Annotated in this window: 6 protein-coding genes; all 6 read left to right on the forward strand. The window is 61.0% G+C overall.

All coding sequences use genetic code 11. The annotated features are described in order from the left end of the window. Positions 1-3 precede the first annotated feature (3 nt). The 6 genes from bcsQ (at position 4) to ABFX35_RS19775 (ending at position 13,126) form a co-directional block, all read left to right on the forward strand. Positions 4-735 carry a cellulose biosynthesis protein BcsQ gene (gene bcsQ / locus ABFX35_RS19750; RefSeq protein ID WP_279023675.1) on the forward strand — a complete coding sequence of 244 codons (732 nt, stop codon included), beginning with the start codon at positions 4-6 and terminating at the stop codon, positions 733-735. Beyond that, a complete protein-coding gene (gene bcsA, locus ABFX35_RS19755) occupies positions 732-3,329 on the forward strand; it encodes a UDP-forming cellulose synthase catalytic subunit (protein WP_346082577.1) in 2,598 nt (865 codons plus the stop codon). The genes bcsQ and bcsA overlap by 4 nt, the downstream gene beginning before the upstream one ends. Positions 3,330-3,429: 100 nt before the next feature. After that, positions 3,430-5,721, forward strand: coding sequence for a cellulose biosynthesis cyclic di-GMP-binding regulatory protein BcsB (bcsB, locus tag ABFX35_RS19760; protein ID WP_346082578.1), 2,292 nt, complete (start codon positions 3,430-3,432; stop codon positions 5,719-5,721). 5 nt (positions 5,722-5,726) lie between these two features. Continuing rightward, positions 5,727-9,194 carry a cellulose synthase complex outer membrane protein BcsC gene (bcsC, locus tag ABFX35_RS19765; protein ID WP_346082580.1) on the forward strand — a complete coding sequence of 1,156 codons (3,468 nt, stop codon included), beginning with the start codon at positions 5,727-5,729 and terminating at the stop codon, positions 9,192-9,194. A gap of 364 nt (positions 9,195-9,558) precedes the next feature. Next, on the forward strand, positions 9,559-11,568 hold the full coding sequence (hmsP, locus tag ABFX35_RS19770) for a biofilm formation regulator HmsP (RefSeq protein WP_346082581.1): 2,010 nt from the start codon (positions 9,559-9,561) through the stop codon (positions 11,566-11,568). Between the two features lie 253 nt (positions 11,569-11,821). Next, positions 11,822-13,126, forward strand: coding sequence for a dicarboxylate/amino acid:cation symporter (locus ABFX35_RS19775; protein WP_279026024.1), 1,305 nt, complete (start codon positions 11,822-11,824; stop codon positions 13,124-13,126). Positions 13,127-13,520 lie beyond the last annotated feature (394 nt).

Here is a 13,520-nt window from a genome sequence, read left to right on the forward strand (position 1 = left end):
CGTATGCCGGTTATTGCGTTACAGGGAATTCGGGGTGGTATTGGTACCACGTCGGTAACGGCTGCGCTGGCGTGGGCGCTACGGCAACTGGGGGAATCCGTGCTGGTGATTGATTTTTCACCGGATAACCTGTTGCGCCTGCATTTTAATACGCCGCTGACGCTGGCGCGCGGCTGGGCCCGCGCGCAGCTCGACGGCGAAGACTGGCGGCAAGCCGCGCTGCGTTACTGCGAAGGGTTGGATTTTCTGCCGTTCGGCCAGCTTACCGAACAGGAAACAAACGTGGTATGCCGGCAGAACCAGGAGCAACCACCGGCGTGGCCCTTGCGCCTGGCCGAGCTGAAGGCTGCCGGCCAGCACCGCTGGATTTTGCTGGATATCCCCGCCGGCAATGATGCGCAGGCGCTGCTGCCACTCGCCGACAGTGTGTTTGTGCTGCTCAACCCGGATGCCAACAGCCATGTGCGCCTGCACCGGCATACTCCGTTACCGCATAGCCATTTTCTGATTAACCGTTATTCCTCAACCAGCCAGATACAGCAGGATCTGCACCAGCTTTGGCTGAATACGTTGCCCGCCCTGTTGCCGGTGGTGATCCACCGCGATGAAGCGCTGGCCGAAGCGTTACTGATGAAACAACCGTTGGGAGAATACCGCCCGGAGAGCCTGGCCGCCGATGAGGTGCTGACGCTGGCCAACTGGTGCCTGCTGCGCCTGAACAAGGATGCGCGATGAGCCGGGTGCTGTCACTGATTCTGGTGCCGCCAGTGCAACGCGTGATCCAGGCGCGTTACCGCGCCTATCGTCAACAGGGCGCTGCGGTGTTGGTGGCCTTCTTCGCCACGTTGCTGGCGGCGCTCGGCTGGTGTTTCCTGCGCCTTGAATCCCCCAGTTGGCAACGTATCCGCGCGAGCCGGCGCTATTGGTTCCCGCATATTACGCCCGGCCGGCCACGGTTTGGCGACGGCCTGCGCTATCTGCTGCAGGGGCTGTGGCTGCTGGTGCTGCGCAGCGAACGCATCGCCGCCCCGCGCGCGCCTTTCGCCGGTTGGCAACGGTTGCAACGTGATTATGCCCGCCTGCTGGCGGCGATTCCCCACCGGCTGCACGCCAGCGGCATCGGGCCGCGCTCCAACGCACGCTTGAACCGGCTGCCTCCGGCGGTACGTAAGGCGTTGTATATCGCCGTCGGCATCGTTATGGGGCTGCTGGCGCTGCTGTGTATCTCCCAACCGTTTGATTTAGTGGCGCAGTTTGTCTTTGTGCTGCTGCTGTGGGCGGTGGCCATGGTGGTGCGCCGCGTGCCGGGGCGTCTGCCGGTGCTGATGCTGATTGTGCTGTCGCTGACGGTTTCTTGCCGCTACCTGTGGTGGCGCTATACCGCCACGCTGAACTGGGACGATCCGCTTAGCCTGGTTTGCGGCCTGCTGTTGCTGGTGGCGGAAACCTACGCCTGGGTGGTGCTGATCCTGGGCTACTTCCAGACGGTATGGCCGCTTAATCGCCAACCGGTGTCGCTGCCGGCCGATCGCGGCAGTTGGCCGAGCGTCGATTTGATGGTGCCCACTTACAATGAAGATCTGGGGGTGGTCAAACCCACCATTTATGCGGCGCTGGGCATCGACTGGCCGAAAGACAAACTGACCATTTACATCCTGGACGACGGTAACCGCGCGGAATTCCGAGCGTTTGCCGAAGAAGTCGGGGTGCAGTACATTGCGCGGCCCACCCATGAGCACGCCAAGGCCGGCAATATCAACAATGCGCTGAAACAGGCCCGCGGCGAGTTTGTTACCATCTTTGACTGTGACCATGTGCCGACGCGCTCCTTCCTGCAACTGACCATGGGCTGGTTCTTCAAGGATAAAAAACTGGCGATGTTGCAGACGCCGCACCACTTTTTCTCGCCAGACCCGTTTGAGCGCAACCTGGGGCGCTTTCGCCGCGCGCCCAATGAGGGCACGCTGTTTTATGGCCTGGTGCAGGACGGCAACGATATGTGGGACGCCACGTTCTTCTGCGGCTCCTGCGCCATCCTGCGGCGCAGCGCGCTGGATGAAATCGGCGGCATCGCGGTGGAAACCGTCACTGAAGACGCCCATACCTCGCTCCGGTTGCATCGGCTTGGCTACGGTTCGGCGTACATTCGCATTCCCCAGGCGGCCGGGCTGGCGACCGAAAGTCTGTCGGCGCACATCGGCCAACGCATCCGCTGGGCGCGGGGCATGGTGCAGATCTTCCGGCTGGATAATCCGTTATTTGGCAAGGGGCTCGCCTTTGCCCAGCGCGTCTGTTACGCCAACGCCATGCTGCACTTCCTGTCGGGCATCCCGCGTTTGATTTTCCTGATTGCGCCATTGGCGTTTCTGCTGCTGCATGCCTATATCATCTGGGCGCCGGCGCTGGCGATCGCGCTGTACGTGTTGCCGCACATGGTGCATTCCAGCCTGACCAACTCGCGCATTCAGGGCAAATACCGGCACTCGTTCTGGAGTGAAATCTACGAAACCGTCCTGGCATGGTATATCGCGCGGCCGACTACCGTGGCGCTGCTCAACCCGCATAAGGGGAAATTCAACGTTACCGCCAAAGGGGGCCTGGTTGAAAACGAGCACGTTGATTGGGTGATCACGCGCCCCTATCTGTTCCTGGTGCTATTGAACCTGGCCGGCCTGGGGTTTGGCATCTGGCGCCTGTTCAACGGCCCGGCAGATGAGGTGATGACGGTGATCATCAGCCTGGTTTGGGTGCTGTACAACATGATTATCCTTGGCGGGGCGATGGCCGTTGCGGTGGAAAGCAAGCAGATGCGCCAGTCGCACCGTGTCGAGATCGCCATGCCGGCGGCCGTGGCGCGCGCCGACGGGCACCTGTTCCCCTGCACGCTGCGCGATTACTCCGACGGCGGTGTGGGGGTGGAGATGCGGGTGGCGGATCGGCTGCAGCCGGGCGACCAGGTACAACTGTTGCTTAAACGCGGCCAACGGGAATTCAGTTTCCCACTCGTGGTGACGCGCGCCTTTGGATGCAAGGTCGGGATGCGTATGCTCACGCTCTCTACCCGGCAACATATTGATTTTATCCAATGCACCTTTGCCCGTGCCGATACCTGGGCGCTGTGGCAGGACGGTTTCCCTGAAGACAAGCCGATCGAGAGCCTGCGCGACGTACTGATGCTGGGGTTCCGCGGCTATCAGCGGATGACCGACTACGCGCCGCCGTTGGTGCGTAACGTGTTGGGGGGTTGCCTGCGTTTGCTGATGTGGGTGCTATCGCTGTTCCCCCATGGCGTGGGGCAGCAACGCGCGGCCGGCGCCAGGATACCGTAGTAACCGGCGGGGATGCCGCCAAACATCGCAGCGCTGGGGCTGCGGCCATACCTGTTTGCTCGTAGTCAGTGAGTGAGCTTTAACATTGATGATGATACCGATGGTGAAAAAAATAACCTGGTTTAACGCCTTGCTCATAAGCTTGTGCTCGTTGCCTTTGGCTGCGCTAAGCGCGCCAGCCGCCAGTCTGCCGCAGGCCGGCGCCCTTAGCGTGTTACCTGTCGAACCCAACGTGCCGCAGGCCCCGGCCGCGCCGGTGCGCGATGTGCGGCTGCCCTTTACCCAAATCAGCACGCTGCCGGGCGCATTTGTGCTGCGCGGCACCCACCCCGATGGGCATCTGGAGTTTGGCGTGCGCAGCGATGAGGTGGTCTCCCAGGCGACGCTGGATATCGAATATACGCCGTCGCCGGCGCTGATCCCGGTGGAGTCGCACGTTAAGGTCTATTTGAACGACGAACTGATGGGGGTCACCACCCTGACCCGCGAGATGCTCGGCAAGCCGAACCGGATCCAGATGGCGATCGATCCGCGCTACATTACGGATTTCAACCGCGTCAGGCTGGAGTTTATCGGCCACTATCAGAGCCTGTGTGAAAACCCGGCCAATGCTTCGCTGTGGCTGGACGTCAGCAAATCCAGCGCTCTTGATTTGCGTTTCCAGGCGCTGCCGCTGAAAGACGATCTGTCCTATTTCCCGGAGCCGTTCTTTGATCAGCGCGACAACCGGCCGCTTTCATTGCCGGTGGTGTTCGCCGGCCAGCCGGATCTTGCCCAGCAGCGCGCCGCCGGTATCCTGGCTTCGTGGTTCGGCAGCCAGGCGCAGTGGCGCGGGCAGTCGTTCCCGGTGCTGTTTAACCGCCTGCCGGCGCAGCACGCGGTGGTGTTCGCCACCAACGCCCAGCGCCCGGATTTCCTGCGTGATTACCCGCCGGTCAATCAGCCGACGGTCGCGATGATCAATCACCCGGATAACCCGTATGTGAAACTGCTGTTGGTGCTGGGGCGCGACGATAACGATCTGATCACCGCGGTGAAGGGCATTGCGCAGGGCGATATCTTGTTGCGCGGCCAGGCGGTGACGGTGGATAACGTGGCGCAACTGGCGCCGCGCCAGCCGTATGATGCGCCGAACTGGGTGCGTACCGATCGGCCGATGACATTCGATGAGCTGCAGCAGTATGCCGGGCAGTTGCAGACCAGCGGCGTGCAGCCGAACCCGATCGGCCTGTCGCTTAATCTGCCGCCCGATCTGTTTTTGCTGCGCAGCAATGGCATTGATATGCGGTTGAAATACCGCTATACCGCGCCGCGGCTGCAGGATGGATCGCGCCTGAATATCAGCCTGAACAACCAGTTCCTGCAGGCGTTTGCGCTGGTGCCGGAGCGTGAACAGGGCACGCAGCTGCTGCGGTTGCCGCTGAACCAGGAACCGTTTGACGCTGACCGCTCGCTGAGCATCCCGGCATTGAACCTGGGCCTGACCAACCAGCTGCGTTTTGACTTCGATTACACCACGCTGCTGGCCAGCGGCGCCGAAGGGCGTTGTGAAACCTACTCATTTACGAAAAATAATGCGGTGATCGACGGCAGTTCCACCATCGATTTTTCCGGTTATCGCCACTTTATCGCCATGCCGGATCTGCATGCCTTTGCCGGGGCCAGCTTCCCGTTCAGCCGCCTGGCGGATCTGTCGCAAACGCTGGTGCTGGTGAGCCCGCGCGCCCAGCCGGCGCAAATCAGCGCCTTGCTCAACGTGTTGGGCAACATCGGCGCACAGACCGGCTACCCGGCGCTGGCGGTGACGCTGAGCGACGATTGGACGCAGGCGAAACAGCACGATGCCGATATTTTAATGATCGGCGCGCTGCCGGCCGAACTGCGGGATGAGAAAAAGGCCAACCTGCTGTTGGAGGCGACCCGCAGTTGGATTACCCAGCCGCAGCGCCAGGTGCCGTTGCCGATCGGCCCCGTGCGGGCTGAAGACGCCAGGGCGGACAGCAGAACCGCCATCGGTTCTGACGGCGCGATGGCCGCTATCGTCGGCATGCAGTCGCCGTTTGATAAACAGCGCAGCATTGTCGCGCTGTTGGCGGACAGCCCGCGTGGCTACGCGCTGCTCAACGGCGCGATGCTGGACAGCGGCAAACGCAACGCGGTGTTTGGCTCGGTGGCGGTGATCCGTGAATCCGGCGTGAAAAGCCTGCGCGTCGGCGATGTTTACTATGTCGGGCACCTGCCCTGGTGGGAGTGGATATGGCATGCGTTGGCCACCCACCCGGTGTGGCTGGCGTTGATCGCGGTGGTGGTGGTAGTGGGCTTCGGGCTGTTGTTATGGCGCGGGCTGAAAGCCTTTAGCCGCCGCCGCTTATCCCCAGAAGACCGGGATTAAGCGCCATGGCGCATTTCAGCATCAGGGAATGGCTGTTGCCGTTGGGGTTGGCGTTGCTGCCCGCCGCGCAGGCGGCGCCCACGGTCGCGCCCGAACAATGGCTGCTTGAGCAGGTGCGCATCGGCGAAGCCGGCTACAAGCATGAGCTGGTGCAGCAGTCGTTGCACCGGCTGGAGCTTATCGATCCTGACAACCCGGAGGTGATTGCCGCCCGGGTGCGCCTGGCGCTGAGCCAGGGGGATGCGGCCTTGGCGCAGCAGCAGTTGGCAAGGCTTAAAGCGGAGGCGCCGCAGTCTGCCGCTTATCGGCAGGCGGCGCTGAACCTACGGTTGGTTCAGCCGGCCATGCGGCAGAAGCTACAACAGGCGCGCCTGCTGGCTACGGCAGGGCGCTTGCCTGAGGCCAAGGCCGCCTATGACGAACTGTTTGGCGGCGAACCGCCAACGCTCGATCTGGCGGTGGAGTATTGGCGTTTCGTCGCCCGCTTGCCGGGGCAGACGCCATTGGCGATCGGCAAGCTGCAGGCGCTGGATCGGCAGTATCCCGGCAATGTGCAGGCGCGTATCGTGTTGGCGCGCCTGTTCTTTAGCCAGCAGCAGGATGAGCAGGGTTTTGCCGTTTTGCGCCAGATCGCCGTCGATCCGCTGGGGCGCAATGAGGCGGCCGATCTGTGGCTGGAGCGGATCCGGCGCATGCCGGTCAGCCCCGCCAGCGCCGCGGCCTATACGCGCTTCCTCGCGGTGTTTGAACAAGGCATTCAGGCCGCCAGCGCGCGGCAAGAACTGGCGCGCCAGCAGGCGATGCTGGCCGATCCGGCCTTCCAGGCGCGGCTCCGTGGGCTGGCGCTGATTGACCAGGGCAGCCGCCGCAGCGCCATTCCGGATCTGCAAAAAGCCCTGGCCGCCACGCCGGACGATTCGGCGCTGTTGGGCGCGCTCGGGCAGGCCTATGCGCGCATTGGCAACCGCCAGCGGGCGCTGGAGCTGTTCAGGCAGGCGTTGGCCGCCGACCAAAGCGGTGATTTCAAGCATAAATGGCAGAGTCTGATCAAGAGCACCGGTTACTGGCTGGCGATCAATGAGGGCAACCAGGCATTGGCCGCCAACGATCTGGCGCGTGCGCAGCGGCAGTTCCTGCAGGCGCGCCAGATCGATGGCACGGACGCTTTTGCCCTGGTGGGCCTGGGCGATGTGGCCGTGAAGCGCCACGATGATGCGGCGGCCGAGCGCTATTACCAGCAGGCGCTGCGGCTTACGCCCGGCAACGACAGCGCGGTGCGTGCGCTGGTGGCACTCTATCAGCGCCGTTCGCCACAGCAGGCGATCGCCTATATCGACAGCCTTCCGCGTGCCGAGCAACAGCGCTTGCGCAGTACGCTCGACAGCCTGCGGCTGGGCATATTGCGCCAGGAGGCCGATGCGCTGGCGGCGCAGCAACAGTGGCGCCAGGCGGCGGAAAAGTATCGCCTGGCGTTACAGCTTGACCATAACGATGCCTGGCTGACCTACCGCTATGCGCAAACGCTGCGCCAGCTTGGCCAGCCGGCGCGGGCCGACGCCGTGTTCCGGCAACAGGTCCGGCAACGGTCGGGCGATACCTCGAGGGTGTATGCCTATGCGCTCTATCTTTCCAGCAGCGAACGCGAGCAGCAGGCGCTGGCGCAGTTGCAGACGCTACCGCAGGCGCAGTGGGATGACGGGATGCGCGCCCTGGCGCAGCGGCTGAACCTGCAACTGCGCGTCGCGCATGCCGAGCGGCTGCGCGCCGCCGGTGATGAGGCCGGCGCTATCGCCTACCTGCGGCAACAGCCGGCGGATAGCCGTATCGACCTACTGCTGGCGGACTGGGCCCTGGCGCGTGGCGAATACGCGACGGCGCTGGCCAGTTATCAGCGCGTGCTGGCGCATGAGCCGGGCAACGCGGATGCCCGGTTGGGCGAAGTCGAGGCCTATGTCGCCGCCGGCCGGCAGGAGACGGCGCGCCAACGGCTGCAGACGTTGCCGGCGCAGAAAACGGCCACGCTGAATAGCCAGCGCCGCATCGCCAACGCCTGGCGCGCCGTGGGCGATCTCGATCGGGCCGCCGGGCTGTTCACCCCGCTGAAAGCGGCCGCGCAACAACAGCCGCCGGGGCAAGACACGGCGCTGGTTTATCGCGACGCCGCCCTGTTGGAACGTGAACGTGGGCAACCGGCGCAGGCGCAGCAGGATTTCCAACAGGCGATGGTCGCCAGCGGCATTACGCCGGCCGTGCCGCAGGATAACGCGCATTACACGGCGCTGACGCGCAATGCCCCGGCGGATGACTGGCTAAAACGCGGCATCCGTGCCGACGCGGCGGACCTTTACCGCCAGCAGGATATTAACGTTACGCTCGGCCACGATTACTGGGGCTCCAGCGGCACCGGGGGTATTTCGGACTACCAGGCCCATGACACCATGCTGCAGGTGGATATGCCGTTGGATGACGGCCGCGCCTTTTTCCGCACCGATACCGTCAGCCTGGACGCCGGCCGTTTTACCACCGTAAACGGGCAGTACTCGGAGACTTTCGGCACCTGTGCCACGGTGAACTGTCGCCGTGGGGTGCACCAGAAAACCACCGGCACCAGCGTGGCGGCCGGTTGGAAAAACGCGGCCTGGGCGGCGGATCTCGGCACCACGCCGATGGGATTTGAGGTGGTTGATTGGGTCGGCGGATTGTCGTACAGCGGCGACTGGCGCCGGATGGGCTGGACGCTGCTGGCTTCGCGCCGGCCGATCTCCAGTTCGCTGCTGGCCTTTGGCGGCGCGCGCGATCCGAACACCGGCACCACCTGGGGCGGGGTGCGCGCCACCGGCGTCAGCCTGAGCGCCAGCTACGATCGCGGCGGTGCGCACGGCGTTTGGGCCGATCTCGGCGCCCATCAACTGACCGGCAAAAACGTGGAGGGCAACCTGCGTGAGCGCCTGATGGCCGGCTATTACTACAAGCTGATTAACGAAGACAATCGGCGGGCCACCGTCGGCCTCAATACCATGATGTGGCACTACCAGCGGGATTTGAGCGGTTATTCGCTCGGCCAGGGCGGTTATTACAGCCCGCAGCGCTATATTTCGCTGGGGCTGCCGGTTAATTACCGCCAACGCACTGAAAATTGGTCATTCGAACTGGGCGGCTCGGTATCGGTTTCCTATTCGAAAACCCAGAACCAGCGGCGTTATCCGCTGCAAGGGCTGGTGCCGGCATCGCTGACCGATCGGCTGACGGTGGAGGAAGGCAGCGCATCTTCCGGCGTCGGTTATACGCTGCGCGCGGTCGTCGAGCGGCGCCTGACCAGCCACTGGGCGCTGGGCGCCGGGGTGGATATCCAGCAGGCCAAAGACTATGCCCCAAGCCATGCGTTGCTGTATTTACGCTATTCCTGGGCGGGCTGGCAGGGCGATCTTGATTTGCCGCCGCAGCCGCTGACCCCTTACGCGGACTTTAAATAGCATTCGAGTCTTGCGCCGGCAACGAACGCCGCCGGCGCATACCGGGCTACGCAAAGCGCGAGATTCAGCGTGTCGCCCATCAGGTATTTTGTTAATCTGCTTAGGAAAAGACTGAAACCCGCTTTTTATTACTTTGGCTACGGGCCTGGCACGGTAAAAAGCACGGGCAATCGCGTATACTTAGGCGGTGTCCCGCCATCGATCGTGGCGCCGTTGTAGCCCCAAAGCTTGCTATCAAAACAGAGAGCGCAAAGCATCGTGGGCCTGGGTAGAAGCCCGATAACGCTGGGGCAGGCTTTGGGGGGGAAGAAGCGTATTGTTTCACCCCCCTTTTATATTTCAGCCCGGATGATGGAGAGCAGTTTTGCGGGTCAGGCGTTCATTGACGATTAAGCAGATGTCTACGGTGTCCTGTGTGGCGCTGGTGACGATCTGTATTTTTATCGTGATTCAGTTGTTCCATTTTGTGCAGCAGCGCAGGGATGACTACGCCCAGCAACTGGAAAACATCGCCCACTCGGTGCGCCAACCCTTGGCCGACGCGGTGCTGCGTATGGATCTGCCGAAGGCGAAACAGGTGCTTAACTCGTTGCTGCCGGTCGGCATTCTGACCCGGGCTGATATTGTTTTACCGAACGAGTTCCAGGCGCTGCATGCTAATTTCCCGCCTGAACGGCCGGTGCCGCCGTTGATTGCCCGGATTTTCGAGCTGCCGGTGCAGATCTCCGTCCCGCTGTATTCACTGGAACGGGTGCCGGCCAACCCCCAGCCGCTGGCTTATCTCGTCCTGCAAGCCGACTCATTCCGTATGTACCAGTTTATCCTCAGCGCGATTTCGACCATGCTCTCAACCTACCTGTTGCTGGCGCTGATCTTGTCGATCGCGATCACCTGGTGCATGAATCGGTTGATGGTCTATCCGCTGCGCGCCATCGCGCGCGAGCTGGAAAACGTGCCGGCGGATGATGCGCCTTACCATCAACTGATGTTGCCTGCGCTGCACAAGGATGACGAGCTAGGGCTATTGGTGCGTTATTATAATCGCAATCAGCAGCGGCTGGCCAAGGCACATGTGGACATGAGCCGCCTCAGCACGCGCCACCCGATTACCGATTTACCTAATCAGGTACTGTTTTCCGCTTTGCTGGAGCAGCATATTGCCTCCAGCCTGCGCCCGGAGCGCTTCAACCTGCTGGTGATCGGCATTGAGACGCTGCACGAGGCTTCCGTGGTGCTCAGCACGGCGCAGCGTGAAGCGCTGGTGCGGCAACTGACGGCTAAGCTGCGCGCATGCATTGATGAAAATGCGGTGTTGGCGCAATTGACCAACAGCGAGTTTGCGGTGCTGGCCAAAGGCGTTGAGCGGCCGCTTCATGCGCTGCAACTGGCGCGGCGTATTCTGGCGCAGATTAACGCACCGTTGAAAATCCAGCAGATGTCGCTGCGGCCGACGGCCAGTATCGGCATTGCCCATTACCTGAATCATGAGGGAAGCGCGGAGCAACTGCTGCGCAGCGCCACCTCGGCGATGATGTCTGCGCACCGCATGGGCAAAAATAAAATCCTGTTCTTTGAACCCAGCCTGACGGAAAAAACGCAAAAACGCCTGACGCAGGAAAGCGAAATCCTGCAGGCGATCGAACAGCGCCGTTTCACGCTGTTCCTACAGCCGCAAATCGACATGCGCAGTAACCAGGTGTTTGGCGTTGAAGCGTTGTTGCGCTGGCAGCAACGGGATGGCAGCTATTCGCTGCCGGCCGAAGTGATCACGCTGGCTGAAGAACTGGGCGTGATCGTGCCCTTGGGCAACTGGGTGCTGGAAGAGGCGTGCCGCATCCTGGCGGACTGGCAGGCGCAGGGGATTACTCTGCCATTGGCCGTGAATATTTCCGCCATTCAGATGCAGCATGAAGACTTTGTGCCGCATCTGAAAACGGTTCTGGCGCAGCACCGGATCGATCCGCGTAAACTGCTGCTGGAGATTACTGAGACGGTGCGCATTGACGATCTGGACCATGCGCTGGCGCTGCTGCGCGAACTGCATGATTTGGGGCTGTCGATCGCACTGGACGATTTCGGTATGGGCTACTCCAGCCTGAACTACCTCAACCGCCTGAAATGCCTGCCGATCGACCAAATCAAAATCGACAAGAGCTTTATTCACAGCCTGCCCGGGGATGATTCCATGGCGCGTATCGTCAGCGTGATTTCCGAGGTGTTGAACCTGCCGGTGATGGCGGAAGGGGTGGAAACGGCGGAACAACGCGATTGGTTGATTCGGCACGGTATCTACTTCGGCCAGGGGTTCCTGTTTGCTCGCCCGTTGCCGCGCGAAGTCTTTGAAGCCAGGTTCTGCCTGCACCCCCATTCCTGAATTGAACGGCGCCAGCGTTAAGCGCGAGCCGGCCAAATTCCCCTGTTTCGTTTCACTAAACAAAACCATAAGTAATGCGTGGTTTTCCCATTCAAGCTGAAGCGTTTCAGCTCTTAAAATCGTATTAATACCTGTATGTAGGCGCAACAATTTATTTCCATGTTGTTATGGGGGTGTTATTTTCGCGCTGGCGATAAACAGGACGGACAAGTTATAAACCACCTGATGCTGATCTCCCCCAAAGGACGTTCATATGAAAACCTCAATCTTTAAGAGCCTCTATTTTCAGGTGCTGACGGCGATTACGCTGGGTATCTTGCTTGGCCATTTCTACCCTGACCTTGGTGCCCAGATGAAACCGCTGGGTGATGGATTTGTTAAACTGATTAAAATGATCATCGCACCGGTGATCTTCTGTACCGTGGTCACCGGCATCGCGGGTATGGAAAGCATGAAAGCGGTGGGGCGCACGGGCGCCATCGCGCTGCTTTACTTTGAAATTGTCAGTACCATTGCGTTAATCATTGGGCTATTGATCGTCAATCTGGCGCAACCGGGCGCCGGTATGAATGTCGATCCCGGCTCACTGGATGCCAAAGCGGTGGCGGTCTATGCCGAGCAGGCTTCGCAACAGGGCCTGATCCCGTTCCTGCTGGACATTATTCCCGGTAGCGTCATTGGCGCCTTTGCCAGCGGCAATATTCTGCAGGTGCTGCTGTTCGCCGTGATGTTTGGTTTTGCGCTGCATCACCTGGGTGAAAAAGGGCAGTTGATCTTTAACGTGATCGACAGCTTCTCACGGGTGATTTTCGGCATCATCAACATGATCATGCGCCTGGCGCCGCTGGGGGCTTTTGGCGCCATGGCGTTCACCATCGGCAAATACGGTGTGGGCACGCTGGTGCAGCTTGGCCAGCTGATCCTCTGTTTCTACCTCACCTGCTTCCTGTTTGTGATCGTGGTGCTTGGCAGCATTGCCCGCGCCAACGGCTTCAATATCTTCAAGTTTATCGCCTACATCAAGGAAGAACTGCTGGTGGTGCTGGGCACGTCATCGTCCGAATCGGTGCTGCCGCGCATGCTGGAGAAAATGGAGAAGCTGGGGTGTAAAAAATCGGTCGTCGGGCTGGTTATCCCAACCGGCTATTCGTTCAACCTTGACGGCACCTCGATTTACCTGACCATGGCGGCGGTGTTTATCGCCCAGGCCACCAATACCCATATGGATATCTGGCACCAGGTGACGCTGTTGGTGGTGCTGTTGCTCTCCTCGAAAGGGGCGGCCGGCGTTACCGGCAGCGGTTTTATCGTGCTGGCGGCGACGATCTCTGCCGTGGGCCACTTGCCGCTGGCCGGGCTGGCGCTGATTCTGGGTATCGACCGCTTTATGTCTGAAGCCCGCGCGCTGACCAACCTGGTGGGCAACGGCGTGGCGACCGTGGTCGTGGCCAGATGGTGTAAGCAGTTGGATGAGCAACAGTTGAAAGATACGCTCTCGGGTAAAACAAAGGAGGCCGTCGCGGCTGAGAAGGCCGATAAGACGCTGCCTTCAGCGTAAATCCGCTTCTTGCCGCGTACGCCGCTTGCCGGGGCAACGCCAACGTTGCCCCGGCCACTGACCCCCTTTAGCCATAGGCGAAGGGGGTTATCTTTTGGTTTTCTCTCGTTATTTTCTGCTATCACCGCCGTAAATTGCTGTTTTTCTCAGCGGCCGGCCGGCCGTTTTCACGTTTTTTTGCATTAAAAATCCCTTTATCCATTATTTTTCACCCTGTGAGTGACATCCGCAAAGGCATGCGGTCTAACACAATGGTACACTTTCTGCTTTCTGCCCCACCGTGAAACTCAGGGCGTAGTTGTTAGCTGTGTCCACTCTGCGGGATACAGTGGGATATTCCGTTGAGGCGAATATCCGTGTTTGTTTACCCTTCATACTTCAAGTTGCAGGTGTG

It is taken from the genome of Gibbsiella dentisursi (assembly GCF_039539505.1).
GTDB classification, from domain to species: Bacteria; Pseudomonadota; Gammaproteobacteria; order Enterobacterales; family Enterobacteriaceae; genus Gibbsiella; species Gibbsiella quercinecans.